This window comes from Roseomonas chloroacetimidivorans (genome assembly GCF_049629625.1).
Taxonomy (GTDB): domain Bacteria; phylum Pseudomonadota; class Alphaproteobacteria; order Acetobacterales; family Acetobacteraceae; genus Roseomonas; species Roseomonas chloroacetimidivorans.
Genome location: NZ_JBNBZS010000044.1, coordinates 12624 through 33833 on the forward strand (window position 1 = coordinate 12624; position 21210 = coordinate 33833).

Consider the following 21210-nt stretch of genomic DNA (forward strand, 5'->3'; position numbering starts at 1 on the left):
GCAAAAGTGGTCCGGGACCACTTTTGCGCTCCGGTTACGGACCACGCAAAACCCAGCAAAAACAAGTGGTCCCGTGGTCCCGGACCACTTCGGACCACGCCGGACCAGGGCAGTGGTCCCGTGGTCCCCTCCCTTAAGAGGGGACCACGTACCGCCCTCGGGACCACGGAGGCGGTCCATGTCTGACTTCGACTGGGACGCCGCGCCGACCTCGACGGTGAAGGAGAAGGCGACCGAGGAGGCAGCCGACCTCAACCTAATTCCGTCCATGAACGCCTGGGTGGCTTTTGCCTGGGACGCCAAGGTGGAGAGGTGGAGGCCCACGGTGGTGGATGTGTCGCAGATGGATAACCGCGCGTTCATCGCCTGGAAGCAGGGCGTGGACGCGGCGGGCGGGTTCACCACCCCTGTGTGCCTGGACGCCAGCGACGCCCACGACCAGTCGCGGGCCCTGTTCGTCGCGCACAGCTACTCGCCTGGCTACGTCGATATCCAGGCCGCCCGCCAGGAGTTCGCCAAGCTGGCGGAGGCGGACTGGGCGCGGGCTTTGGCCAAGAGGGGTGCGTCCCATGGCGCGTGAGGGCACCGGGATCGCCGGCGCGATCGACTACGTCCCCCTGGGCCAGACCGACCGCCCCACCGGCTGCTTCGTCTGCGGCGGGCGGGTGAAGATGGGCGGCCACGCTGCTCGCTGCCTGCCGCCGCTGGTGGTCGTGTGCAGCGCCGCCTGCTCCGCCGATGACCGCTGGCTGCGTCCCTATGCCGGGCCGAGCGACCGGCCGGCGCTGAGGGAGGATTTGGCCGTCCCGCCCACCGACCGCACCCGCCTCCAGGCCATGCGCGACCGGCTGGGTGGGAAGGGGGAGTGATGGAACCCTTCATCGCAGGCGCCGTCCTGGGCGCCTCCATCGGCCTCTGCATCGGCTGGGCGGGGCTCGCCATCTACCGGTCCCTGGCCGAGTTCTGGGAGCGCGAGTGCAAGGCTCAGCGGCAGTTCGCGGACGAGTACCGGCGGATGCTGGGCGAGTGCATGCACCGGCACGAGCCGCTCAACGCCGTGGTGATCGAGTTCCGGCTCGCCCGCCGTGGCCTGCCGCCGATGCTGCGGGCGCCTAGCACCACCAATCAGCAGGACCCAACCCCATGACCGCCAACATGGCCAGAAACGGTGATGGCGGCGCCGTGGGCGGCGTTTCCGGGGGTCGGGTAGGGCAGGGTAGCGGGGAAGGGGCGGAAGGCGCTGGTGGGCCTTCCACGTACACCATCCGGTCGGTCAAGGACTTCCTCGACGTGCCGCTGGACCGGCTGGACGAATGCCTGCGGGAGTTCGGTCTTTGGCTGGCGATCGGTCACGCCTACCGAGGCGTGTTCGAGGGCGTCGAGCTGCTCAACGTGCCGCACGAGACCTTCATCTGGGTCGATGACGGCAAGGGCGAGGTGTCGATCCGCGTCAGCACTCCGGACGGCGAGGAGGTGTACCGCGAGGTCTTCACCACCGCCCAGGGGGTGGTCGAGAGCGAGGGGAGGGGGGGGCGGTGAGTGAGAAGCAGAACGTCCTGAACCGCTTGGCCGAGGTTGCTCCGTTCTGGGGTCTCCGCCCTGGCAGCAACGAGTGGCCGGACTTTGAGATCGTGCTGTCTGATGGGGGCGCGGTCGTGGCCCAGGGAAGCGACGCCGACATGGCGTGTCGCCTTGGTCTCCTGTGCGCCGAGCACCGACCCGGCGAAGGGCTAGTCATCAAGACGGCCGAGGAGACCTTCCACTGTGACTGGCGCTACCTCCGCCCCACCGCCCCCGCCGCGAGCCGGGAGGAGGGGAAGTGAGACCGATGGAAGTCTTTCACCCGAGCGAGTTCATCCAGGAGGAACTAGAGGCGCGCGGTTGGTCACGAGACGACCTTGCTCAGCGCATGGGCGGCGACGTGGCGGTGAACCGGCTGGCGCTGGATATCTACTTCGAGGTGGGCCCCGATGAACCGCTTCTGCTGCTTGGCGGGAGTGCGGAGGGAATGAGCCGCGCCTTTGGGGTGAGCGTCGATCTGCTGCTGAACCTGGAGAGGGCTTGGAGAGCACGGCATGTCCACTGAGCCCATGACCGCCCGCGGCCAGCGCGGCGAGGTGGGGGAGGGGCGCGAGGGCGGTTCTGGGCGTGGGGCGGCCCGGCGCTGGTGGCTGCCTCGGAACCCCTCGGAGCGCTTCCTCTCCCCCTCCCAGACGACCGCCCAGACGCGCGAGTTCATCGAGGCTGTGCGCGCTCTGCCGCTGACGCCTGAACAGGCCGAGCGGGCCATTCGCCTCGGCCTCGCCCTGAAACGCGGGAGGGAGCGGTGACTATGCGGCCCGCCCAAACCTCGGCCGGCGCCAATCCTCCGGCGGGGGCGTCTCAGCCGCCTGGCGGGCGCGCTCTTCCAGCCACTCGGCCACTGGCTCGGGGATTGTCCCGCGCCCGGAAGCCCATCCGCGCGTCAGGGTGTCCGCGCACCCCAGGATCGTGGCCAGCCCGCGCTGCGTCCAGTGCAGCGCGTCCAGGCACTCTCGAAAGCGGGTGGGGGTCACGGGGTTATCCCCGCGACCTTCAGGATGATGTTCACCGCCGACACGACCACGCCGCCGATAATGGCCGAGGCCAGGACCCACGGGGCGAGGCGTGTATCCCGACGCAGCTTGTCCGCCTCGGCGGACAGCTTGCTCGTCTCCGCAGCCAGCTTGTGCTGCTCGGCGGCGAACTTCAGCGCTTCCTCGCGAGCCCGGTCGATCTGGGCGAGGAGGTTGCGGTCGGTCAGGTCGGCGGTGGTGGTGCTCATCGGAGGCTCGCTCTCGTTCCGGCGGACTTCATCGTCTCGCCATGTGTGCATAATGGGTTAGATGGGCGCGGGTTGCAAGGGGAAATCGGGGAGCGCACCCCATGAGAGGCTACCAACCCACCATGCCGCAGGGTGGTCCCGGTGAACCGCCCCACCAGGGCACCGGTGGCAGGAAGCCCGAGGTCCGGTTCCCCGGCCTGAATATCCCCATGCCGTCCGGCACCAAGCCGCCGCCCGGGCTGAACATGCTCAGTAGCGAGCAGCTCAAGGCTGTCCTGCTGGCCCGCACCGTCTGCCGCTTGGCGGCCGGTATGGAGGCCTTCGCCTGCCGGGACAGCATCGCGGCGGCAGCGGAGGTTCTCGACGCCTTGGCGGCCGCGAATGTGCGGACTGTGGAGCCGAAGCCGTGACCGAGGCCGAGCTGAGGGCCCTCCGCGAGGGCGACGTCGTGCAGCACGCCAATGGCGATGGGTATGTCGTCATCCTCGACCGGGGTAACCGCAAGATCGCCGTCCGCACGGTTGAGGTGAGCAACCCGGCCGAGTGGAAGCGCGTCGGTTCGGACGGACGCGTGCAGGATGGCCCTATCATCGGCGCGTCGGGCTGGGGCACTAACACCGGCCATGGTCATGTCTGGCCACGGCCTGACGGGGTGAGAATGCGCTGTGGCGGTCCGCCGATGTGCGCCCAGTGCGCGCGCGATCTGGCGACCTACGGGAGGCAGCCGCGATGAAGCCGCCGCGCCCGAAGCCTCCAGTGTCGCCGCCAGTCACCACGGGGTCGCTGGCCTCCGTCATCGCGCTGCCGCTCATGGCCGCCCTGGCCGTGCTGATCGGCGCGGTGGTCTTTCTGGTGGTGAAGCCATGACCCCGCCCCTCGACCGCTGGGCCCTGCGTCTCAGCCGCGAGCGATGCCAGCTCCGCGACACCATCCGCGTCGCCCTGCAGATCAACCTCACTACGGGGGAAGTGGAGCGGATGGAATGGCACAGGGCGAATGATGATGGGGAGTGAGGGGATGATGATGGCCAAGACGGCCATGCCCGCTGGCACTGCCGAACGGATGTACGTGCACCACACCACTGATGCCGATGCGTGGAACGCTAAAGCGAGGCGCGAAGCTGAGATCCAGGCGGAGCGCGAAGAGCGGGAGGCGGCGATGCCGGCTGGGGATCGTGGCACTGAGGGACCGGCTATGGTTGATCGTGGCGCGCCAGAGCGTTTGCCGAGCGACATGCCGGGTTATGCGGCCATGGCCTACCGAGACGTGCATCTAATCGACCGCATGTGGGACCGGGGGCAAATGACCGACGATCAGCACCAGCAGGCGCTGCGGGTCTATGGCCTGTTCCGCCGAGCCGGATTGGAGCCTCGTACCTGCTCCCCGCCCGGCGAGCGGCGCGACCCTACCGTTGAGGCTGACGACGCGACAGATGAGGCGCGCGCATCCTGGACGCGGTTTCTGAAGCGGCGGGAGATCGCTGGGCAGAAGGCGGAGCTGCTGATCGCGATGTGCCTACAACAGCACCCCGGCGTACGGTGGCTTGCCACTCTGCATTCCGCCTTGGCCGAAGTGTCGAAGCTGAAGCGCCTCGACCCGGAACATTCCTCTTGACGGGCTCGCTGAAGATGGGGCAAGAAGCGCGCGGATACGTGCGCCCGGTGGTCTTCGGCCTCCGGGTGTTATGCGTTTTGAGCGTGATGCGCGCAGCGCTATGCGTCGGGCGCGAGTGTGGCTTCCGGGCCACGGGTCCTTCCCCAGTCTGCAACGTATGCGGGTGGCAGGAGCGCGCCAATTTCCTAGGTTCTGGCCGTGGCTAGGGGTTCCGCCGCCAATCCAGCCGCCGAGGTCATCTCGGCTGCGACCCTTGGCTCCATCATCGGCGTGTCAGAACGGCGTATCCGCGAATTGCGGGATGAGGGGGTCATTCCTGACGACGGGGCGGGTCGTTACGTGCTTGGCGACGCGGTGCGCGCCTATTGCGCCCATATCCGCCCGGCTGCTGGGAAGGCGGCTGGCGGCGGCTCCGAGGCGGCCGAAGACCTGGATGCCAACCGCGCTCGCGAAAGCCGACTGCGCGGTGACCGCCTCGAACTGATCAACGCCCAGCTGCGGGCCGAGCTGGTGCCGGCGGCCGAGATGGAAGCCGTGGTGGGCACGGTCTTCGACGCTGTGCGCGGCAAGATGCTGGCCGTGCCGTCGCGCGCCGCACCGGTGCTCGTCGGCGAGAAGACAGCCCTGGGCATTCAGGACAAGCTGACGGAGATCGTCCATGACGCCTGCGGCGACCTCGCCGCTACCGAGGCCGTCGCCACCATCAAGGATCGCGCTCGACGCCGGGCCGGTCGCGGCGCGGTTGATGACGCGGACGCTGAGGAGGCTGGCGCCGCCGCCTAGGCTGTCCCTCAGCCAGTGGGCCGATACCTACCGCTACCTCTCGGCGGAAACGAGCGCTGAGCCTGGCCGCTGGAGCACGGCGCGGGCGGAATACCTCCGCGAGATCATGGACACGATCAGTGACCCCCGCGTCGAGCGGGTGGTGTTCATGGCCTCGGCCCGCGTGGGCAAAACCGAGGTGATCAACAATCTTTGCGGCTTCCACATCGGCCAGGACCCTGCGCCGATTCTGGTGGTCTACCCGACCGAGACGGCGGCCGAGGAGTGGTCGCGGGACAAGCTGGCGCCGATGCTGCGCGACAGCCCGTCCCTTCGGAGCAAGATCGCCCCGGCGCGCAGCCGGGACAGCCAGAACACGACGCTGCACAAGGTGTTCCCGGGCGGCCGGCTCTACATCGTCGGCGCGAACGCTCCGACCGGCCTGGCCGCGAAGAACATCCGGATCGTCTGCTTCGACGAGGTGGACCGCTACGGCGCAAATGCCGGTGGCGAGGGCGATCCCATTGGGCAGGGCGTGAAGCGGACCCAGAACTTCTGGAACCGCAAGATCGTCATCGTCAGCAGTCCGAAGAAGGCGGGCACGTCGCGCATCGAGGCCGAATACGAGCGGTCGGACAAGCGCCGCTACTGGGTGCCATGTCCGCACTGCGACGAGCCCCAGGTGCTGAAGTGGGCTCAGGTCCGCTGGAACAACGACCTGCCAACGCCAGAAGCAAAGGCGGCCGACGCCGCCTACCACTGCGAACATTGCGGGGCCGCTTGGTCGGACGCTGATCGCTGGGAAGCTGTGGCAACGGCACGCCGACGGGGAGGTGGGTGGCGGGCCGAGAGGCCGGGCGCGCGAGTGGCGGGCTTCCACATCTCGGTCCTCTATTCGCCCTGGCGCACGATCGAGGAGACGGTCACCGAATTCCTGGCATGCTCCAGCCCTGAGGAACTGCAGGTCTTCGTCAACACCTCGCTCGGGGAGACCTGGCGCGAGAAGGGCGAGGCCCCGGAGTGGGAGCGCTTGCTGGAGCGCCGTGAGGAGTTCGCCGAGGGCGTGCTGCCCCGTGGCGCGCTCATCCTGACCGCTGGCGCAGACTGCCAGGGGGACCGCATCGAGGCCCGCGTCTGGGCCTGGGGGCCTGGATTTGAGCAGTGGCTTGTGGCGCGCGAGATATTCATGGGGTCGCCCGCGGTATGGGAGACCTGGGCGGGCGTACGGCAATTGCTGGCGCGTACCTTCCCAGCGGAGGACGGCGGGCCGGAAGCTGTGATCGCCAGGATGGCGGTGGATACCGGCGGCCATGACACCGCTGCGGTCTACGGCCATCTCCGGCGGCTGGCCGATGTACGGATTATGCCGGTCAAAGGCGGCAACAACGCCTCCAGGCCGGTCTCGCAGCCGAGCTATGTGGATGCCAAAGAGGGTGCACGAAAGCTGCGCCGGGCCCTGCGGCTCTGGACCATCAATTCGGGGCATTGGAAGGGCGAGCTTTACAGCCGTCTGCGCCAGCCGCGCACCGGTGAGGGGTTCCCGCCCGGCTGGGTGCACCTCCCGGCGTGGATCGACGCCGAGGAGTGCCAGCAGCTGGTCTCCGAGGAGTTTGTGACCGTCCAGACCCGGCAGAAGTTCAGCCGGCAGGAGTGGCGGAAACTCCGCGAGAGGAACGAGGCGCTGGACTGCGAGGTCTATGCCCGGGCAGCTCTGTCCGAGCTTGGCGCAGACCGAATGGGCGATCGGTTCTGGACACAGTACGCGCGCAGCCTCGGAGGACAGATGAACGAGGAAGACGTCGGTGAGGTGCTGCGGCCCGCAGCCTCGGCCGAGAGCACCGCGGACACCCGGCCGCCCGCATGGATCAACCGGCCCTCGACCTGGATCAGCCGTCGAGGGCGCTGAGAGGATACGGAGGTAATGAATCCTGTTGTCCTCGCCTGGGCCCTGACGCAGCCTGTCGGCACGCCCGCTCAAGCGCACGCGCGGGCATACAGCATGGCCGCGACACGGGTCACGGTGAACGGCAACACTATCGAGTACCGCTCGCCCGCCGAGATCGCCAGCGTCCTCACGGCGCTTTATGGAGCGATCGGCGGCCCCGACGGTGGCATGGCCGGACCCTTGCCGCGCGGACCGTCCGTCACCCGCGCGCGCTTCTCACGGGGCGGCTGATGGCAGGATACATCCGGCGGGTGTGGGATGCTGTTCGGGGCTACGACGCCGCCCAGGACACGCGCTCGTCCATCTGGCGTCCTTCTGGCGCTGCGGCCAGCGTGGAGGTCGCGAGCGCTCAACGCCCTATCGCGAACCGGGCCCGGGATGCGGTCCGGAACGACCCCTACGCCGCCCGCATCGTGGATTTGTGGACGGCCAACATCGTTGGTGCCGGCATCACGACCCGTTGGTCGGGTGAGGCTCACCGTGCCGCGTGGAAGCGCTGGGCGGGGAGCCGGGCATGTGACGCCGAGGGGCAGCAGGATCTCTACGGGCTGCAAGCCATGGCAATGCGAGCTGTGGTGGAGAGTGGGGCGGTGCTCGTCCGGATGATCCCGGTGAAGCCGAGCCTGGCCAATCCGATCGGACTGCAGCTGCACGTCCAAGAGATCGATCGCCTGGACGCGTCCCGGTACGGCATGATCGGGGGCAACGCGGTCTCGCAGGGGATTGCCTTCCGGGATGGCCCGGCGCCCTACGGCTACTGGCTCCTACGGCAGCATCCCGGTGCGACATGGATGCTGCCCGGCGAGGTTGGGCGGAGCGAGTTCGTCTCCGCCCGAGACGTGCTGCATGTGTTCCACAAGCGGCGCCCAGAGCAAATCAACGACGTGTCCTGGCTGGCGCCGGTACTGACAAAGCTGCGCGACCTCCAGGACTATGAGGCTGCGATGATCATGAAGGCCAAGATTGAGGCCTGTCTGACGCTCGTGGCGACGGGAGGTGAGGCTGAAGAGACTGTCACCGGCGGCCTGAGCGGCCAGGAGGGCCAGAACGGGATGGAACTCTTCCGTGATGCCAATGGGCGTCCGGTAGAGACCATCGAACCCGGCATGATCCTCTATCGCCGCAACGGCGGATCGGTCGACGTGGTGAATCCGTCCGGCTCGGGTGGCCACACCACCTTTGCTCGTCGTCAGCTGGAGGCGGCCTCCGTCGGTTCCGGCCTGACCTATGATCAGGTCTCGGGCGACCTTACAGGAGCGAACTACTCATCTTTGCGTGCAGGCAAGATTGAGTTCCGGCGGCTCTGCGAGCAGCACCAGTACCGGATGGCAATCCCGATGCTGGTTCATCCGATCGCGGAGCGCTTCCACCAGCAGGGTGCCATGCTTGGGCTCTGGCCCGCTCAAATGCCCGACGACGTCGCTCACGTCCCGCCAGCCCACGAGATGATTGATCCGCTGAAGGACACGACGGCCCTGATCGCCCAAGTCCGTGCTGGCTTCGTGCCGCAGCCTGAGGCTGTGGGTTCCTTCGGCTACGACTTCCGCGAAGTGGTGGAGATCATCCGGAGTGCCAATGAGGTGCTGGATAAAGCCGGCCTGTCTCTCGACACCGACCCGCGGCGGGTGGCGAAAACTGGTGCGGCTCAGGATGCCGGACAGATGGCTGCGGTGGAGTTGGGCGCGAAGGGTGGCGTGGTCCGGCCGGCACCGGCGGATGAGGACGAGTAGGCGACATGGCCGAGATCGTACTGCTGCACGGCGAAGGGACGGCCGCACTATCTGATGTGCCAAGCCGCCTGCGGAAGATCGCGGACCAGATCGAGGCTGGCGAGTGCGGCGAGCCGCGCAACGCCGTCGTGATCCTGGAGGCTGAAGGCCTGCGGATGTCGGCCTGGGGCCTCGGGCCTGACGGAGGAGACGGAGCCCGCGCTGTCGGCCTCATGGAATCGGCGAAGCACTGGTTCATGGCCCGCAGCTTCGCTGTCGCGGCCGAAGAGAACTAGCCGACGCCGCCAGGCGGCCACGGCCAGCATAGGACACCTGACATGACAGAGACCGCTGTGCCGGGGCCGACCCCGTCGGCGCCCGTTGTTGCTGCGCGCGCTCTTACCGCTCCGGCTTCCGTGAACCAGGAAGCCCGGACGGTGGACGTGATCTGGTCCACCGGTGCCCGCGCGAACAACACGGTGATGCCGCTCGGCTGCATCACCGAGGAACTGGAGATGTCGCCCAACGCGGTTCGGATGGGGCGGCTTCAGAGCGGTGCCGCCCCGGTCCTGGATAGCCACAGCCGTTGGGGTGCGCGGGACGTGCTGGGCGTCGTGGCCGCTGCTCGTCTGGAAGGCGGGCGTGGCGTCGCCACGCTCCGCTTCTCGACGGCCAGCGACGTGGAGCCGGTCTGGCAACGGATCGTGGATGGCACGCTCCGCTCGGTCAGCGTCGGCTACCGGGTCTTCAAATACGAGGTCGAAAAGGACCCGTCCGGCAGTGGCGAGATCCACCGTGCGGTGGATTGGGAACCCTACGAGATCAGCCTGGTGGCCGTCCCGGTGGACGCTGCCGCCGGGGTGAGAGGGGAGGGCGCGCAGGCCGCCATCGCCCCTGCCGTCGAGCCTGCCATCACCACCTCACCCATCAAGGATCAGACCATGCCTGACAAGACAAAGCCGGCTGCCCCGGCCGGCGGGGCCGAGGCGCCGGTGGCGCCTGTCCAGGCCCCGGCGCCAGCCGCCCCTGCCACTCCGGCCGCGCCCGCCGTGCCTCCGGCCCAGTCCCCCGAGCCGACCGCGCCCCCGCCGTCGCTCCCCCCGAACCAGAACCCCGACGCGACCCGCGCCGCGAAGGAGGCTGCCATGGACGCCGTGCGTATGGAGCGTGACCGCATCTCGGGGCTGCATGGGGCTGCGGACGCCTCTCGCTCCCTTCTCTCTCCGGAGCAGATCAACCCGCTCCTGCAGCAGGCGATCAACGAGGGCTGGACGGCCGAGGCGCTCCGCGGTCGACTGTTCGATGAGCTACTGAAGAGCACTCCGCGCCCATCCACCCCTGCCGCTCCAGTCACTGGACCGTCCAACGGCGATCCGGCGCTTATGCTGGATGCCATGGCAGATGCTCTTGCCGTGCGCAGCATGCCGGGGTTCGAGCCGAAGTCGGCCCGTCACAGCGAGTACGCCGGCTGGCGTCCGAGCCAGATGGTGGAGGAATTGCTGCGGGCACGTGGTGAGCGGAACGTGCCGCGCGATACCGTCAATCTCGCGGCGCGTGCTTTCCACACCACGTCGGACTTCCCGGCTTTGCTGGGATCTGCCGCGAACAAAATGCTTCTTGCTGCCTACCAGCCGGTAGCCCCGTCCTACCGCCAAGTCATGATGCGGCGCGACTTCCGCGACTTTAAGCCACACCGCGCGCTGCGGGTCGGTGACTTCCCGAACCTGCTAGAGCTGCCAGAGGGCAGCGAGATCAAGTCCGGTACCATCGGCGAGAGCCAGGAGCTCGTCTATCTAAGGACGTTTGCCCGCAATGTGCGGGTGACGCGCCAGATGCTGGTGAATGACGATCTGGGCGCCTTCACCGACTTCGCGGCCATGATCGGGCGGCGCGTTGCCGACTTCGAGAACATGGAAGCCTATCGCCTCATCAACACGGACAGCGGCAACGGTCCGGCGCTCTCGGCGAACGGAGCCGTGTTCGGCACGGGCAATGCCCGGAAGAACAAGGCTGCTTCCGGGACGGTGCTGGATCTGCCCAATCTTGGCGCCGCGCGTGCTGCCGTGATGGTGCAGAAGACCATCGACGGCACGCCGATCTCGGTCGGCCAGCAGATGATCCTCCTGGTGGGACCGGCGCAGGAGCTCGCTGCTCTGCAGCTCACCACCGCCACGACGCCGACCCAGGGTAGCAACGTCAATCCCTATGCCGCTTTCACGCGCGTAGTGGTGGACGCGAACATCGTCGGGAACCGTTGGTACCTGTTTGCCGATCCCAACAGTGCGCCCGTTTTCGTCTACGGGTTCCTCAACGGTGCCGAGGGGCCGCAGATTCGGACGGAGCGCGTGTCCGGGCACGATGGTGTTCAGGTCGAAGTCATCCACGACTTCGGCGTCGGCGCCATCGATTTCCGCGGTGGCTACTTCAACCCTGGCACCTGATCGGATGGACCGGGGCCCAGCGCCCCGGCCGCCATCCGGCCCATCCGATAAGGAACCCTATCTATGCGCACTTTCCTCCATCAGGGCGACACGATCGACGTGCTCGCCACAGGGCCAGTCGTCTCCGGCTCCTTTCAGATCGTCGGGAAGATCTTCGGCTTCGCGGAGAGCGATGCCGTTTCCGGCCAGACCTACGCTCTCAAGGTCAAGGGCGTCTTCGAGGCCGCGAAGGCGGCCGGCGCCATCACCGCGGGCCAGGCGCTGTACTGGGATGCCGCGGCGAGCAATTTCACCACGACGGCGACGAGCAACACCTTCGTCGGCGTCGCTGCTGCTGCCGCGGCCACTGGCGACACGACGGTGAAGCTGCGCCTCAGCGGCCACTTCGCGGCTTGAGGCGGGGAACCGCCATGAGCAAGCCGAAGACGCTCCGGGTGGTGCCGCAGTCCCAGATCCTCACGGCGGACAGCTCGCTGCTCGCCGAGGGGAAGGCGGTTGACGTGCCCACGGCGGATGCCGAGCGCCTTATCTCCATGGGCCATGCCGTCGAGGTGCTGAAGAGCGAGGTGGAGGAGGGTGCGCCCGTCCAGGTGCTTCCCGCCCCCGCCGAGGCAGAGCCCGCCCGGGCGCTTGAGCCTGAGCCGGTGCAGGTCGAGCTGCCGCCGGTGGGAAAGAAGGCGAAGTGATGGACGTCTTCGCCCAAGCCATGGCCGACCTAGCGGCAAGCGACCTGGGCGAGGATGCTGAGTACCGGATCCTTGGAAATGGCCCGCCGGTGCCAGTGCGTGTGGTCTTCGAGTATGACGACGTGTCTCTGGGGCGGGTGGGGCGGCCGATCGCGGCCCTCATTCCGCAGGATGCTGTTCAGATCGGCCAAGCCCAACGTGGTGACACGCTGACAGCCAAGGTCGATGGTGCTCTCGACGTGCTGAAGGTTGAACAAGCATTGCCCGGCTGGAGCGGCTGGGCTTGGCGCCTTTCCTTCAGCAGGGGGCGGTGATGACCCCGATCCGCGAGAAGGTCCCGGCAACTCTTGCAGAGCGGCTTGCTGAGCAGATCCCGGGCATTCCAGTCGAACGGGCTCGCCGCGCCGCGCCGGCTGACGAGGATTTCCCTCGGCTGATCGTGCGGGCCGGCGACGTAACGCCGAACGACGGGACATCCTTCGGCGAGACCACCTACACCGTGACGGTCATCGTCACCGGCTACACCGGCGCCGAGCCCGACGCCGAAGACCAGGACCTCTCCTGCGAGCAGGCCCTTTCCGACCTCCACGCACGCGTGGTGGCCGCCCTGGCCGCTTGGCAGCCGGATGGCGTGGACCTGAACGAGGTTCGCGAGGCCGGCACCGCTGAGTTTCTGGTCTACGACATCGAGGATAGCGCCCGCGCCCTGGGCGAGTTCACGGCCTCCTTCGAGGTCGAAAGCGTCCGCCCCACGGGGCATCCATACGCCGTCTCCTGACGGCCCCACCCTGACAGCAGAGGAGAGGCCGCATGAGCGGGAGCCTCATTCGTGACCGGTTTTCCGCGGTCGCGGTCAAGATCGAGACCACGCCGGGCACGGACGCGATCGGCAGCACGCCGGCGGCTGGTGACTGGTTTGGTGGCACCTGCGAGGTGCAATGGGACCAGAGCGTCACGCCCAATAACGAGTTCACGGGCAGCCTGGATAGCGCGCCGGGCATCGTGGGCGGCCTTCGTGCCCGCGTGACGTTGACGACGCCTCTCCGCGGCTCTGGCGCGCCTGGCACCGCCCCGGACTTCGGCCGGCTGCTCCGCTGCGGCACGATGCAGGAGACGATAACGCCCACTGCCATTGGCGCCCCGACGGCCGCCACGGACGGTACCGAGATCGGGGCGACGCTGGCCACGCCTTTCGCCGCGACCGCCCAGCTTTACCGCGGCATGCCGATGCTGCTCAGCGGAGCCCACACCAGCGTGGATGGCGTGGTGGATTACACCGCAGAGCGTGTGGCGTCCTTCGGCCGTACCTTCGACCCCGCCCTGGGCGTGTCGGACAGCTTCCAGATCCCGGTCAACGTCCTCTACGGCCCGACCTCGGATGAGGCGGTCTACAAGACGGCCACGATCTACCTCTACAAGGACGGCCTCCGCTGGCGCCTGACGGGCTTCGTCGGCACCCCGACTATCACCCTCACAACCGGCGGGACGGGCGTGGTCTCGGTCCAGGGTATGGCGCAGCTTGCGGCCGATCCGGATGTGGTGGCGCTCCCAGCTGCCGCGCTTGGTATCGTCCGGCCAACCCCGCCGCGCTTCGTCAACGGCCTCTGCCAGCTGAACCGGATGACGGCTCAGGTCCGCACCCTGACCTTCAACCTCGGCGTCGGCACGGTGTTGCCCGACAACCCGGAGGCGTTGGAGGGCTACGACCCCGCCGTTCCCATCAGCCGCGACACCACCGTGACGCTCGACCCGTATACCAACGTGACCTCCTACGTCCCGCTCTTCAACGCCTTCCGGCAGGGCACCTCCATGCCGCTGCAGGCCATCATCGGCACGGTCCCGGGCAACCGCTTCGTGCTGACCGTCCCGGCGGCGCGCGCCACGCAGAACAACCCCGGCAACCGCGATGGGCTTGCTACTAATCAGATCACCGCAGATGCGGACGGCGCGGATAGCGGTTTGTTTATTGCAGCGTTTTGATGCTGCGCTAGAATCAAAGCGGGCCGGCGAGGTGTTGGAGCACCGCCGCCGACCCTAACCATCACCGCGTTGGAGCGCGAGCAATGGCTGAAGGTGAGGTAGCACACCCTATCCGGGTGTGCACGAAGTGTGGCGTGGACTTTCCCGCAACCACAGAATTCTTCCACAGGCACCTAAAGGGGCGTCATGGGCTGAATCCGAGGTGCAAGCACTGCGTAAGAAGTGAGAACCGTGATTACGCGGCGGCCAATCAGGAGAAGCTTAAGGCGGCGCGGCTGAAGCGTGCGACAGCATCGGTCTTGCCGGGAGCCGCCGCACGCAATCGTCCTCGGGTTAACTCAGAGGCCGCGAAAGCTGCCCGCAAGCGCTACGCCGCAAGGAATCCTGATAAGGCGAAGGCCTCTGCCGCTAAATACCGGACGGATAACCGCCGCAAAATGCGTGAGTATGAAATCAAGCGTCATCAGCGGCTCAAGGATGACAGCCATCCCAGGCTGCTGCACAAAAGATTTGCCCGTCTCCTTCGTGCCCATCTTCATGTGTGTGGGCGAAGCAAAGGGTCGTCCAAGTGGACAGCGTTGCTTGGCTACAGCCTGCAAGATTTGCGCGTTCATTTGGAGCGGCAATTTACGCACGGGATGTCCTGGGATCGATTGATCGCAGGCGACATCCACATCGACCATATTGTGCCGCTGCCATCGTTCCAGATTACCGGCCCTCAGTGCCCGGAATTCCGTGCCGCATGGGCGCTAACGAACCTGCGGCCACTTTGGGCCAGAGACAATCTAAGCAAGGGTGCGCGACGCACGCTGCTCCTTTAAGCAGGAGACCTCATGGAAAACCCGGTTCTGTCGCGCCGCGACGTGGAGGAATTCACCCCTCCCGGCTCGCCGCGCACCTACAAGATCGCCCCGCTAACGGTTCGCGAGCGCATGGCTGCCCGTGCTGAGGTTGTGGCGGAGGGCGGCACCTACCCGTCGCAGGCGGACCTCTACGAGGCCATGCGCCAGGTGCTGCGCGAGGCCGAGACAGAGGGGCTGGATGACTTGTTGGCCACCCTCGATGCCGCCGAGGCGATGCCCGCGGACGAGACTGGCGCCGAGGCCGACGAGCTGCGCCAGAAGGTCAGGCGCATCGAGACGGCCTGCCAGGCCGCGCCGGCCTATACCGCGCTCTTGGCTCGTCGTGCCCGGCACATGGGCGCCATCCCCTTCGTCTACTTCCGGCGTGCGGTGCGTGGCTGGGAAGGCCCGGACCTGCCGGCCTTCGCCCGCAAGGCCGGCGTCGTGTCAGACGAGGCAATGGAAGGCGTGCCCGAGGACGAGATTACCCTGGTCGGCTGGCGCGCCTTCGCGATGACGCGCCCCTCGAAGGACGCGGAAAAAAACTCAGAGGAGCCCTCTGTGTACTCCGGGACCCAGACGTCTGGGACGGAGGGCTAAAGCCCCCGGGCGGCGGCACTTGGTCCGTCGCCGGTGAGGAGTGGACCGAGAATCCCCGGCTGGTGGTTCCTCAGCCCTATTTTGACTTCGTTCGGGCGTGGTTCTCCTGTCGCGGCGGGATGGGCGGTTACGCCATCTGGCCGGACGGAGGCGGCCTGAACGACCAGGCTGCCTGGGTGCTGGATGCCTTCGGCATCCTGGTATCTCTGAACGCCAAGTTGGACGAGGAGGAGCGACCGACGTGAGGCTGGGATTTCAGGTTCGCGGCGACCTCCAGGAGATCATCCAGGACGAGACGGCAGAGACCGCGCGCGGGCTGCGGGACGGCATCGCCGCGGCGGGCAAGGCGCTGCAGGAAGATCTGCGGAACCAGACGCGGACGGCTTTTCCCCGCGTGCCAGGACTAGCGAACGCTTGGCGGATGGCTGTCTATCCTCGGAACCCGTTCACCCTGACGCTACACCCCGCTGCTAGCGTTTATGTTCCCACGAAGAAGAAGGATGGGACGCCGACCACTATCATTAGGCTGATTGAGGCCTTCGATGAGGGCTCAGTCATCACTGCCAAGAGGGCCAAGTGGCTCACTTGGCCAACACCATATAATGCGACCGGGGGACGCCGGAATGCGGGCAGTCGAGGTGGGGTGAGGGTCACGCCGCAGGAAATGGCGGCAGCGAAAGGTCAAACGGTAGTCCTGCCGTCGCGGACTGCAGGGATTTCGCTGTGGTGCCTGCGGCTGCGTCAGGCTCAGGGCTTTGGATCGCGGAGCAAAGGAAAGACCCAACTCTATCTTGGTCTGGGAAACCGCAATGTCCGGGTTGCGACTGGCAAGCTGAAAAAGGGTGACAAGGAAGCCCGCATTCAGGAGTTAGCCGGTCGGGGTATCATCCCTATGTTCTTTATGGCGCGCACCGTGTCCCTGCCGAAGAAGTTAGACATTGATGGCGCCATCAGGGACGCGGATACCGGACTGGTGGGGCATATCGAGCGGGCTCTGAATAAGGCCTAGCCTTCTCGGGTGCGTGCGGCGGCAAGCATTGCGACGAGGCTATCTTGTCCGCCGCGCTCTAGCATTGTGACGATTATATCGTCCCAGACTTCACCGGTGTCGTGGTCTGCAATTTCGATGACTCGATCTGCCCGGAAACTGCGTGCTCTTTTGCGAAGGTGACAAAACCCGCTGAAACCCACGATGCCGAACTCTTGGTTCTGCATATAAAACTCGGCGGTCTTGATGGTGACATTCCGCTCTGTTTCGGAGCCGTTCGCGTCCCGATATCTCAGAAAGACCGTAGTCTCAATGCCGCGGAGTATGTAGTTCCCGGTCTCCTCGTCCACTACTATCGAGGCTGGCGCGCCTGCAGAGGAGGGGCGGGGCTTGGGTTTGCGAGCAGGCTGACTAGCTAGAGGGGCGCTCTGCTGCAGCTTCGGGACAGATCGCTCAACCGGTTCGAGCGCCGTCTCTTCAATGATCAGTATAGTTGGTTCAGCAGGCGGCTCGGCGAAAACCTGAGGCGGCGGCAACGGCTTAGTGATTGTCGGCTTGTCGCGCCGTCCAAATAGCCAGGTGAGCAAACGTCTCATGGCTCAACCACGTCGCTCTGTCGGGTTGAAGCGATCTTGAGCCGGTTCTCCATAGGAGCAAACGAGGTGTGCCGTCCCCTCTGACATGCGTTCCCAGATGACTTCCCTCCCGAGGTCACAGTAGCGGGCGATCGTTGAGGGATTGGCAAACGGTCGAAAGGTTAGGAGCGATAAGTTATCGCCAGGTTTGCAGTTTGCCTGAAGGATTTGGTCTAGGGCGCCGTAATCGCGGGCAGAAGAAGCATGCGAGCTTTGGCTTCCGATTGATGCGCTACATAGCGGTGCGCTGTGAGGCTGGCCCGGTAGAAAAGCAATAAGAGCAGCAACAATCCAGCGCATGGCGCTACTCCTCAGAAAGGGATGTCATCGTCGAGATCGACTTTGGGGGCGTCCCAGCCGCCACCTCTGCCAGAGTTCGATGGCTTGATCTCGGTCCAGCCGTCGAAGCTGCCATCGCCTTCGAAAATTCGGCCCTTATTGTTAATCTTTCCTCGCTCATCCGCAGAGAACGAAAATTCAAGGCTATCATCAGTATAGTTGATTGACCGAACTCGCGAGTGACCTGCGAGAATGTCTCGGGCCAATACCCGCAGGTCTTTCTCTTGTGCATGTCTCGATTTGAGCTTGTTGAGCAAGTCGCGGACCGTATCGCGCATTTCCAAGGCAGTATCGAGCAGGCGGCGCACCGCCTCGACCTCCGAGCCGATGCCGTTGGCCGTCTGATAAGCGCGAATGCGCTCTACCTGCTCGATCGGAAGGACGTAGATCTTTCGTTCAGTCGACGCCGCCTTGGGGGAAGGCGATATCGGGATACCTTTTGGCGGTGGACTCGGCAGGGGCTTACGGTCGGCCATGCATCGCATCTCACATACGCAAGCCCCGCGCGTCATCAGCATTGCGATATGCGTTGGCGTATGGCATCGTCTCCGCAAGGAGGTGATGTGATGAGTATGAAGACGGCCGGATACCGGCGCTCCAGCGCTGAGGAGAAGGCCCGAGTGATCGTTGAAATGCCGAAGGACGAACTGGAAGCGATTGATAGCTGGGGTGTCCCCGCTGGCATGGCCAGCAGGACGGCTGCCATTCGAACGCTGATCCAGCGAGGTTTGGAGGCTGTTTCCCGCCCGGGAACGGGCGGAGCGCAGGCGACGGGGACAGGTTCCTAGGCCACGGCCCCGTCGTCTGCATCAAGTTCCACCCAGCCTTGCCGGGCTGGGTCAACCGCTCAAACCGAAGGAGATCGGCCATGAGCACGCAAGATATCGGTGGTTCCACCCCTCGGGGTCAACAGGAACCCTTCCAGATGATCCCCGTCCAAGGCGGATATCAGTACGGAGCCACCCTAATCCACGAGCGCGGCGAGATGCTGTCGTTGACCGAGATGTGGAAGGCGGCGGGCGGCGACCCGTCTCGGCGCCCTGCTGAATGGCTCCGGTCCGCCGACGCTAAGAATTTCATCGGTTTCTTGGCTGGCACCCTCAATGTGGAAATTTCCCACATTGGTCTGGTGAGGACCGACCGGGGAGGTCAAGAACCTGGGACCTGGGCGCACTGGCAGATCGCCATGGCCTACGCCCAGTACCTCAGCCCCGAGTTTCGGGCGGCATGCAACACCATCGTCCGGGCTCACATGGAGGGGCAGACTGCCAGCACCCTGGCGCCTGAGGGGGCGGTCCTGCGAACCACCATCCGGCGGGCTAGCCTCCGCGAGGTCGCGGTGGCCCTGGACGCCGGCCTCCGGATTGCAAGCCGCTTCGGCATCCGGGGCAACCAAGCCCTGCTGATGGCCTCACGCGCTACGGAGCGGCACATTGGGGTTAACCCGATGGAGATGATGGGCATCCCCATGCTGGAGGCGCCTGAGGCGGAGATGCACCTGAACGCCAGCGACATTGGGAAGCAGATCGGCGGTCAGTCCGGCCGGAACGTGAACCGGATGCTCAAGGCGAAGGGGCTTCAGAGCGACAGCCGCGACGCTAAGGGCAACATCGTCTGGGAACCGACGGAGGCAGGCCAGCGGTACGCGGTCATGGTCGATGTCGGCAAGAAGCAAGGCGATGGAACACCGGTGCGGCAGCTTCGGTGGCGTTCGGGGGTGGTGGCCCTTCTGAAGGGGGAATCTCACTGATGTCTGTTATCGTTGACCCCATCCACACCCACGTGGTGAACGGCCACCCTGTCCGCTTCTTCCGGTCCCCCTTCCAGGGGCCGGATATGCCCTGGCATGGCGCCGAGGACCTGCTGAAGGCGCTGGACCTCCCCCGGGAGTTCCGGCGGCAGCAGATCAGCCGGCTTCATTCTGAGTGGAAGAGCGATATCCGGACTGTCGCCACGGCGGACGGAATCGTCGTGATTGCCCCGCACTTCATGGCGCGCGGCATGATCGACGGTATGAAGCAGATCGGTCGTCTCACTGACGATGTGGATGCCGACTATTGCCACGGCGCGTCGGCCGCGATGGAAGTCATCACGGCAGATATCGCCGATCCGGTGGGGCAATTCGAGTATGTCATGCACGCCTTCAAGCGGCATGGCGCGCATGGGGAGGCACACTGATGCCCGTCCTCTCCCGCCGCGCAGCGCTCGCGGTACCGGGTGCGGCCATGGTGCTCGCTGCCGCCAGCCCGCCTCATCCTGACGCGGCACTGCTCGCTGCCTGCGAGCGGTACAGGGCTGCTGCGGCCAAGGAGTATCAGTTGCTCGCTATCTATCGGGCAGCATCTGATAGTCCAGAAGAGAAGGCGGCGTTGGCTGCCTGGGACGCCGCTGGCGATGTGTCCTACGACGCCTTAGATTGCGTCATCGCGCTGCCTGCGCTCACTCTCGAAGGCGCTGCGGCTAAGGGCCGCTGCGTCTGGACCTATTGGGAGATGCTGGCGCAGCCCGAGGCGGAGATGACCTTCAGCGAGGTAGCCGCATGGTCCGTGCTGAAGGATCTCGCCCGGCTTAGGGTGGGCGTGGCGTAGAAGACTGAGGGGCCGCCCGGTGGCGGCCCTTCGCATTTCAGGCGATCTCACTTGGCGGAGGCGGAGGCGCTTCGCCGGCGATATAGGGTGCCCAGTGGGTAGGGTGCAGAATCGTGTCAGGCTCACGTTCAGCGACGAAGCCCTGGCGGTAATCAGATCTGTCCGGATTGTTCGAGGTGGGCGCGTTCTCATCGAGCACGTGCCGCCAAGAGCCAAGGATGACATTCCCTTCCTCAAGGTAGAGCCAGATGAATGCCTCAGGGCTCTTCGGGGCGGTGTCTATGGGCCGAGGCCTATCCATGACCGGATCTCCTTACCAGTACCAAGTATGCGGCTTCCGATTACCCTGCCGGATGAAGGTGGCTTCCTCAGGGTCTTCGTTGCCAACGATGAGCCTGCCGATGGTCAGCTTGTCGGCACGGCGGCCGGGGCGCTCGTCGTAAAGACGGACGTGCCACCCAGGTGCTTCGCCAGCATCCCGGTTACCGGAGTAGCGGGCGCGGTCGGGTAAGTCGGCCCAGCGGTGGTCCGGGCCCCACTTACGGGAGTGGTGACGGGTGCGGGACACATTGGTCCCCTCCTGAACACCCTGGACGATCCAGGGCGAACCTAATGCCAGGTCATCGTCGTGGCTCCGGTGCTTCGCTGTTGAAGGAGGTCGGTCGAGCTGAGTATCTTGCGGGCGGCTGACCTGCCTAGGGCTTTCGGGCCATCAGCCTCCGCCGGAGCGAAATGCAGGATGGGCTGCTGCCGCGGGGTTCCCGGTCATCCTGACACACAAAAACCGGGGCTTTTCTAAGCGGCCTCGGCCGCTCTGCGGCTAGGAGGCGGATCGGAGGCCATAGCTTCGGCCCGGCGCTCCAGCCAGGCCGCAATGTCTTCGGGTACCTCGCCCACGCCGCGCGCCCACTTTCGGACGCGGGCCTCATCGATGCCGAGAGCGTCAGCGAGACCCCGCTGCGACCAGCGTAGAAGGGCGATGCACTCGCGGAGGCGGGTAGGGGTCATCCCCCGCCTCCTAGCCACCGGGCGATTACGGGAGCGGCGGCCGTCAGGGCGCCGAGGGCAGCTACAACAGCGGCGACCGGGGTGACGAACCGGGCGATGCGAAGGTTCGCAGCCTCGGCGGTCAGCTTCGCCGCTTCGGCGGCCAGCTTGTGCTGCTCGGCCGCGAACTTGCGGGTCTCCTCCTGTGCCCGGTCAATCTGGGCGAGGACGTTGCGGTCATTTAGGTCGGCGGTTGAAGCGCTCATCGGTGTCTCCACTCGGTTCCGGCCG

General features: G+C 66.1%; 38 protein-coding genes. 29 read left to right on the forward strand and 9 right to left on the reverse strand.

Annotation, left to right across the window (positions count from 1 at the left end):
* Positions 1-178: 178 nt before the first annotated feature.
* The 7 genes from ACO1BU_RS24730 to ACO1BU_RS24760 are packed head-to-tail and all read left to right on the forward strand — an operon-like array spanning position 179 to position 2330.
* A complete protein-coding gene (locus tag ACO1BU_RS24730; protein WP_424138640.1) occupies positions 179-580 on the forward strand; it encodes a hypothetical protein in 402 nt (133 codons plus the stop codon).
* A complete protein-coding gene (locus ACO1BU_RS24735; RefSeq protein ID WP_424138641.1) occupies positions 570-869 on the forward strand; it encodes a hypothetical protein in 300 nt (99 codons plus the stop codon). Before ACO1BU_RS24730 ends, ACO1BU_RS24735 begins: the two co-directional genes overlap by 11 nt.
* Entirely contained in the window at positions 869-1147 is a 279-nt protein-coding gene (locus ACO1BU_RS24740; RefSeq protein ID WP_424138642.1) for a hypothetical protein, read from the forward strand. Before ACO1BU_RS24735 ends, ACO1BU_RS24740 begins: the two co-directional genes overlap by 1 nt.
* Positions 1144-1539: a hypothetical protein gene (locus ACO1BU_RS24745; protein WP_424138643.1), complete on the forward strand. Its 396-nt coding sequence runs from the start codon at positions 1144-1146 to the stop codon at positions 1537-1539. The genes ACO1BU_RS24740 and ACO1BU_RS24745 overlap by 4 nt, the downstream gene beginning before the upstream one ends.
* Entirely contained in the window at positions 1536-1823 is a 288-nt protein-coding gene (locus ACO1BU_RS24750) for a hypothetical protein (protein WP_424138644.1), read from the forward strand. Before ACO1BU_RS24745 ends, ACO1BU_RS24750 begins: the two co-directional genes overlap by 4 nt.
* A gap of 5 nt (positions 1824-1828) precedes the next feature.
* On the forward strand, positions 1829-2086 hold the full coding sequence (locus ACO1BU_RS24755; RefSeq protein WP_424138645.1) for a hypothetical protein: 258 nt from the start codon (positions 1829-1831) through the stop codon (positions 2084-2086).
* The gene (locus ACO1BU_RS24760) at positions 2076-2330 is read left to right on the forward strand and encodes a hypothetical protein (protein WP_424138646.1); all 255 of its coding nucleotides are present in this window, start codon (positions 2076-2078) and stop codon (positions 2328-2330) included. The genes ACO1BU_RS24755 and ACO1BU_RS24760 overlap by 11 nt, the downstream gene beginning before the upstream one ends.
* Here the strand turns inward: ACO1BU_RS24760 and ACO1BU_RS24765 are convergent, their stop codons facing one another.
* Both ACO1BU_RS24765 and ACO1BU_RS24770 read right to left on the reverse strand, forming a co-directional pair.
* Positions 2331-2555: a nuclease gene (locus tag ACO1BU_RS24765; RefSeq protein WP_424138647.1), complete on the reverse strand. Its 225-nt coding sequence runs from the start codon at positions 2553-2555 to the stop codon at positions 2331-2333. It lies immediately after the preceding gene.
* Positions 2552-2803, reverse strand: a complete 252-nt coding sequence (locus ACO1BU_RS24770) for a hypothetical protein (RefSeq protein ID WP_424138648.1) — start codon at positions 2801-2803, stop codon at positions 2552-2554. The genes ACO1BU_RS24765 and ACO1BU_RS24770 overlap by 4 nt, the downstream gene beginning before the upstream one ends.
* A 101-nt stretch (positions 2804-2904) precedes the next feature.
* Here ACO1BU_RS24770 and ACO1BU_RS24775 point away from each other — a divergent pair, with 101 nt between their 5' ends.
* The 16 genes from ACO1BU_RS24775 to ACO1BU_RS24850 all read left to right on the forward strand — a co-directional run bounded on the left by ACO1BU_RS24775 (position 2905) and on the right by ACO1BU_RS24850 (position 13940).
* Entirely contained in the window at positions 2905-3213 is a 309-nt protein-coding gene (locus ACO1BU_RS24775; protein ID WP_424138649.1) for a hypothetical protein, read from the forward strand.
* Complete coding sequence (locus ACO1BU_RS24780) at positions 3210-3536, forward strand: hypothetical protein (RefSeq protein WP_424138650.1); 327 nt, start codon at positions 3210-3212, stop codon at positions 3534-3536. The genes ACO1BU_RS24775 and ACO1BU_RS24780 overlap by 4 nt, the downstream gene beginning before the upstream one ends.
* Positions 3533-3670, forward strand: coding sequence for a hypothetical protein (locus tag ACO1BU_RS24785; RefSeq protein WP_424138651.1), 138 nt, complete (start codon positions 3533-3535; stop codon positions 3668-3670). The genes ACO1BU_RS24780 and ACO1BU_RS24785 overlap by 4 nt, the downstream gene beginning before the upstream one ends.
* Entirely contained in the window at positions 3667-3816 is a 150-nt protein-coding gene (locus ACO1BU_RS24790) for a hypothetical protein (RefSeq protein WP_424138652.1), read from the forward strand. Before ACO1BU_RS24785 ends, ACO1BU_RS24790 begins: the two co-directional genes overlap by 4 nt.
* Before the next feature lie 4 nt (positions 3817-3820).
* Positions 3821-4417: a hypothetical protein gene (locus ACO1BU_RS24795; RefSeq protein WP_424138653.1), complete on the forward strand. Its 597-nt coding sequence runs from the start codon at positions 3821-3823 to the stop codon at positions 4415-4417.
* Positions 4418-4615: 198 nt separating this feature from the next.
* On the forward strand, positions 4616-5200 hold the full coding sequence (locus tag ACO1BU_RS24800; protein ID WP_424138654.1) for a hypothetical protein: 585 nt from the start codon (positions 4616-4618) through the stop codon (positions 5198-5200).
* Positions 5163-7085 (forward strand): phage terminase large subunit family protein, encoded by a 1923-nt coding sequence (locus tag ACO1BU_RS24805; RefSeq protein ID WP_424138655.1) that lies wholly within the window; start codon positions 5163-5165, stop codon positions 7083-7085. Before ACO1BU_RS24800 ends, ACO1BU_RS24805 begins: the two co-directional genes overlap by 38 nt.
* A 15-nt stretch (positions 7086-7100) precedes the next feature.
* Entirely contained in the window at positions 7101-7355 is a 255-nt protein-coding gene (locus ACO1BU_RS24810; RefSeq protein WP_424138656.1) for a hypothetical protein, read from the forward strand.
* Positions 7355-8854, forward strand: a complete 1500-nt coding sequence (locus ACO1BU_RS24815; RefSeq protein WP_424138657.1) for a phage portal protein — start codon at positions 7355-7357, stop codon at positions 8852-8854. The genes ACO1BU_RS24810 and ACO1BU_RS24815 overlap by 1 nt, the downstream gene beginning before the upstream one ends.
* A gap of 5 nt (positions 8855-8859) precedes the next feature.
* Positions 8860-9129: a hypothetical protein gene (locus ACO1BU_RS24820; protein WP_424138658.1), complete on the forward strand. Its 270-nt coding sequence runs from the start codon at positions 8860-8862 to the stop codon at positions 9127-9129.
* Between the two features lie 42 nt (positions 9130-9171).
* Positions 9172-11274: a prohead protease/major capsid protein fusion protein gene (locus ACO1BU_RS24825; protein WP_424138659.1), complete on the forward strand. Its 2103-nt coding sequence runs from the start codon at positions 9172-9174 to the stop codon at positions 11272-11274.
* Between the two features lie 63 nt (positions 11275-11337).
* On the forward strand, positions 11338-11670 hold the full coding sequence (locus ACO1BU_RS24830) for a DUF2190 family protein (protein ID WP_424138660.1): 333 nt from the start codon (positions 11338-11340) through the stop codon (positions 11668-11670).
* A gap of 14 nt (positions 11671-11684) precedes the next feature.
* Positions 11685-11960: a hypothetical protein gene (locus ACO1BU_RS24835; RefSeq protein WP_424138661.1), complete on the forward strand. Its 276-nt coding sequence runs from the start codon at positions 11685-11687 to the stop codon at positions 11958-11960.
* Complete coding sequence (locus ACO1BU_RS24840) at positions 11960-12274, forward strand: head-tail joining protein (RefSeq protein WP_424138662.1); 315 nt, start codon at positions 11960-11962, stop codon at positions 12272-12274. Before ACO1BU_RS24835 ends, ACO1BU_RS24840 begins: the two co-directional genes overlap by 1 nt.
* Positions 12274-12738: a hypothetical protein gene (locus tag ACO1BU_RS24845; protein ID WP_424138663.1), complete on the forward strand. Its 465-nt coding sequence runs from the start codon at positions 12274-12276 to the stop codon at positions 12736-12738. The genes ACO1BU_RS24840 and ACO1BU_RS24845 overlap by 1 nt, the downstream gene beginning before the upstream one ends.
* 32 nt (positions 12739-12770) lie before the next feature.
* Entirely contained in the window at positions 12771-13940 is a 1170-nt protein-coding gene (locus ACO1BU_RS24850; protein WP_424138664.1) for a hypothetical protein, read from the forward strand.
* Positions 13941-14278: 338 nt separating this feature from the next.
* Here the strand turns inward: ACO1BU_RS24850 and ACO1BU_RS24855 are convergent, their stop codons facing one another.
* On the reverse strand, positions 14279-14623 hold the full coding sequence (locus tag ACO1BU_RS24855) for a hypothetical protein (RefSeq protein ID WP_424138665.1): 345 nt from the start codon (positions 14621-14623) through the stop codon (positions 14279-14281).
* Between the two features lie 150 nt (positions 14624-14773).
* Here ACO1BU_RS24855 and ACO1BU_RS24860 point away from each other — a divergent pair, with 150 nt between their 5' ends.
* From ACO1BU_RS24860 to ACO1BU_RS24870, 3 genes are all read left to right on the forward strand, one after another.
* On the forward strand, positions 14774-15382 hold the full coding sequence (locus tag ACO1BU_RS24860) for a hypothetical protein (RefSeq protein WP_424138666.1): 609 nt from the start codon (positions 14774-14776) through the stop codon (positions 15380-15382).
* A 119-nt stretch (positions 15383-15501) separates the two neighbouring features.
* Positions 15502-15627, forward strand: coding sequence for a hypothetical protein (locus tag ACO1BU_RS24865; RefSeq protein WP_424138667.1), 126 nt, complete (start codon positions 15502-15504; stop codon positions 15625-15627).
* A complete protein-coding gene (locus tag ACO1BU_RS24870) occupies positions 15624-16391 on the forward strand; it encodes a DUF6441 family protein (protein ID WP_424138668.1) in 768 nt (255 codons plus the stop codon). Before ACO1BU_RS24865 ends, ACO1BU_RS24870 begins: the two co-directional genes overlap by 4 nt.
* Here the strand turns inward: ACO1BU_RS24870 and ACO1BU_RS24875 are convergent.
* Both ACO1BU_RS24875 and ACO1BU_RS24880 read right to left on the reverse strand, forming a co-directional pair.
* Positions 16388-16966: a hypothetical protein gene (locus ACO1BU_RS24875; RefSeq protein ID WP_424138669.1), complete on the reverse strand. Its 579-nt coding sequence runs from the start codon at positions 16964-16966 to the stop codon at positions 16388-16390. The two genes, ACO1BU_RS24870 and ACO1BU_RS24875, sit on opposite strands and share 4 nt — an antisense overlap.
* Positions 16967-17316: 350 nt before the next feature.
* On the reverse strand, positions 17317-17820 hold the full coding sequence (locus ACO1BU_RS24880) for a hypothetical protein (RefSeq protein ID WP_424138670.1): 504 nt from the start codon (positions 17818-17820) through the stop codon (positions 17317-17319).
* Between the two features lie 392 nt (positions 17821-18212).
* Between ACO1BU_RS24880 and ACO1BU_RS24885 the strand changes: the two genes are divergently transcribed.
* The 3 genes from ACO1BU_RS24885 to ACO1BU_RS24895 are packed head-to-tail and all read left to right on the forward strand — an operon-like array spanning position 18213 to position 19932.
* Positions 18213-19094, forward strand: a complete 882-nt coding sequence (locus ACO1BU_RS24885; RefSeq protein WP_424138671.1) for a KilA-N domain-containing protein — start codon at positions 18213-18215, stop codon at positions 19092-19094.
* Complete coding sequence (locus ACO1BU_RS24890) at positions 19094-19522, forward strand: hypothetical protein (protein ID WP_424138672.1); 429 nt, start codon at positions 19094-19096, stop codon at positions 19520-19522. The genes ACO1BU_RS24885 and ACO1BU_RS24890 overlap by 1 nt, the downstream gene beginning before the upstream one ends.
* Complete coding sequence (locus tag ACO1BU_RS24895; protein WP_424138673.1) at positions 19522-19932, forward strand: hypothetical protein; 411 nt, start codon at positions 19522-19524, stop codon at positions 19930-19932. The genes ACO1BU_RS24890 and ACO1BU_RS24895 overlap by 1 nt, the downstream gene beginning before the upstream one ends.
* 37 nt (positions 19933-19969) lie before the next feature.
* On the opposite strand, the gene ACO1BU_RS24900 is transcribed toward ACO1BU_RS24895, so the two are convergent.
* The 4 genes from ACO1BU_RS24900 to ACO1BU_RS24915 form a co-directional block, all read right to left on the reverse strand.
* The gene (locus ACO1BU_RS24900) at positions 19970-20233 is read right to left on the reverse strand and encodes a hypothetical protein (RefSeq protein WP_424138674.1); all 264 of its coding nucleotides are present in this window, start codon (positions 20231-20233) and stop codon (positions 19970-19972) included.
* Between the two features lie 12 nt (positions 20234-20245).
* Positions 20246-20500: a hypothetical protein gene (locus ACO1BU_RS24905; protein WP_424138675.1), complete on the reverse strand. Its 255-nt coding sequence runs from the start codon at positions 20498-20500 to the stop codon at positions 20246-20248.
* A gap of 227 nt (positions 20501-20727) precedes the next feature.
* Positions 20728-20940: a helix-turn-helix domain-containing protein gene (locus ACO1BU_RS24910; RefSeq protein ID WP_424138676.1), complete on the reverse strand. Its 213-nt coding sequence runs from the start codon at positions 20938-20940 to the stop codon at positions 20728-20730.
* On the reverse strand, positions 20937-21185 hold the full coding sequence (locus ACO1BU_RS24915; RefSeq protein WP_424138677.1) for a hypothetical protein: 249 nt from the start codon (positions 21183-21185) through the stop codon (positions 20937-20939). Before ACO1BU_RS24915 ends, ACO1BU_RS24910 begins: the two co-directional genes overlap by 4 nt.
* Positions 21186-21210: the final 25 nt, after the last annotated feature.

Excerpts from the sequence above, each read along its gene's own strand:
- ACO1BU_RS24730 (WP_424138640.1), top strand. The coding sequence starts at position 179 with ATGTCTGACTTCGACTGGGACGCCGCGCCGACCTCGACGGTGAAGGAG.
- ACO1BU_RS24735 (WP_424138641.1), top strand. The coding sequence starts at position 570 with ATGGCGCGTGAGGGCACCGGGATCGCCGGCGCGATCGACTACGTCCCC.
- ACO1BU_RS24740 (WP_424138642.1), top strand. The coding sequence starts at position 869 with ATGGAACCCTTCATCGCAGGCGCCGTCCTGGGCGCCTCCATCGGCCTC.
- ACO1BU_RS24745 (WP_424138643.1), top strand. The coding sequence starts at position 1,144 with ATGACCGCCAACATGGCCAGAAACGGTGATGGCGGCGCCGTGGGCGGC.
- ACO1BU_RS24755 (WP_424138645.1), top strand. The coding sequence starts at position 1,829 with ATGGAAGTCTTTCACCCGAGCGAGTTCATCCAGGAGGAACTAGAGGCG.
- ACO1BU_RS24760 (WP_424138646.1), top strand. The coding sequence starts at position 2,076 with ATGTCCACTGAGCCCATGACCGCCCGCGGCCAGCGCGGCGAGGTGGGG.
- ACO1BU_RS24770 (WP_424138648.1), bottom strand. The coding sequence starts at position 2,803 with ATGAGCACCACCACCGCCGACCTGACCGACCGCAACCTCCTCGCCCAG.
- ACO1BU_RS24775 (WP_424138649.1), top strand. The coding sequence starts at position 2,905 with ATGAGAGGCTACCAACCCACCATGCCGCAGGGTGGTCCCGGTGAACCG.
- ACO1BU_RS24785 (WP_424138651.1), top strand. The coding sequence starts at position 3,533 with ATGAAGCCGCCGCGCCCGAAGCCTCCAGTGTCGCCGCCAGTCACCACG.
- ACO1BU_RS24790 (WP_424138652.1), top strand. The coding sequence starts at position 3,667 with ATGACCCCGCCCCTCGACCGCTGGGCCCTGCGTCTCAGCCGCGAGCGA.
- ACO1BU_RS24795 (WP_424138653.1), top strand. The coding sequence starts at position 3,821 with ATGATGATGGCCAAGACGGCCATGCCCGCTGGCACTGCCGAACGGATG.
- ACO1BU_RS24805 (WP_424138655.1), top strand. The coding sequence starts at position 5,163 with ATGACGCGGACGCTGAGGAGGCTGGCGCCGCCGCCTAGGCTGTCCCTC.
- ACO1BU_RS24810 (WP_424138656.1), top strand. The coding sequence starts at position 7,101 with ATGAATCCTGTTGTCCTCGCCTGGGCCCTGACGCAGCCTGTCGGCACG.
- ACO1BU_RS24815 (WP_424138657.1), top strand. The coding sequence starts at position 7,355 with ATGGCAGGATACATCCGGCGGGTGTGGGATGCTGTTCGGGGCTACGAC.
- ACO1BU_RS24820 (WP_424138658.1), top strand. The coding sequence starts at position 8,860 with ATGGCCGAGATCGTACTGCTGCACGGCGAAGGGACGGCCGCACTATCT.
- ACO1BU_RS24825 (WP_424138659.1), top strand. The coding sequence starts at position 9,172 with ATGACAGAGACCGCTGTGCCGGGGCCGACCCCGTCGGCGCCCGTTGTT.
- ACO1BU_RS24830 (WP_424138660.1), top strand. The coding sequence starts at position 11,338 with ATGCGCACTTTCCTCCATCAGGGCGACACGATCGACGTGCTCGCCACA.
- ACO1BU_RS24835 (WP_424138661.1), top strand. The coding sequence starts at position 11,685 with ATGAGCAAGCCGAAGACGCTCCGGGTGGTGCCGCAGTCCCAGATCCTC.
- ACO1BU_RS24840 (WP_424138662.1), top strand. The coding sequence starts at position 11,960 with ATGGACGTCTTCGCCCAAGCCATGGCCGACCTAGCGGCAAGCGACCTG.
- ACO1BU_RS24845 (WP_424138663.1), top strand. The coding sequence starts at position 12,274 with ATGACCCCGATCCGCGAGAAGGTCCCGGCAACTCTTGCAGAGCGGCTT.
- ACO1BU_RS24850 (WP_424138664.1), top strand. The coding sequence starts at position 12,771 with ATGAGCGGGAGCCTCATTCGTGACCGGTTTTCCGCGGTCGCGGTCAAG.
- ACO1BU_RS24855 (WP_424138665.1), bottom strand. The coding sequence starts at position 14,623 with ATGGTCGATGTGGATGTCGCCTGCGATCAATCGATCCCAGGACATCCC.
- ACO1BU_RS24860 (WP_424138666.1), top strand. The coding sequence starts at position 14,774 with ATGGAAAACCCGGTTCTGTCGCGCCGCGACGTGGAGGAATTCACCCCT.
- ACO1BU_RS24865 (WP_424138667.1), top strand. The coding sequence starts at position 15,502 with ATGGGCGGTTACGCCATCTGGCCGGACGGAGGCGGCCTGAACGACCAG.
- ACO1BU_RS24875 (WP_424138669.1), bottom strand. The coding sequence starts at position 16,966 with ATGAGACGTTTGCTCACCTGGCTATTTGGACGGCGCGACAAGCCGACA.
- ACO1BU_RS24880 (WP_424138670.1), bottom strand. The coding sequence starts at position 17,820 with ATGGCCGACCGTAAGCCCCTGCCGAGTCCACCGCCAAAAGGTATCCCG.
- ACO1BU_RS24885 (WP_424138671.1), top strand. The coding sequence starts at position 18,213 with ATGAGCACGCAAGATATCGGTGGTTCCACCCCTCGGGGTCAACAGGAA.
- ACO1BU_RS24890 (WP_424138672.1), top strand. The coding sequence starts at position 19,094 with ATGTCTGTTATCGTTGACCCCATCCACACCCACGTGGTGAACGGCCAC.
- ACO1BU_RS24895 (WP_424138673.1), top strand. The coding sequence starts at position 19,522 with ATGCCCGTCCTCTCCCGCCGCGCAGCGCTCGCGGTACCGGGTGCGGCC.
- ACO1BU_RS24900 (WP_424138674.1), bottom strand. The coding sequence starts at position 20,233 with ATGGATAGGCCTCGGCCCATAGACACCGCCCCGAAGAGCCCTGAGGCA.
- ACO1BU_RS24910 (WP_424138676.1), bottom strand. The coding sequence starts at position 20,940 with ATGACCCCTACCCGCCTCCGCGAGTGCATCGCCCTTCTACGCTGGTCG.
- ACO1BU_RS24915 (WP_424138677.1), bottom strand. The coding sequence starts at position 21,185 with ATGAGCGCTTCAACCGCCGACCTAAATGACCGCAACGTCCTCGCCCAG.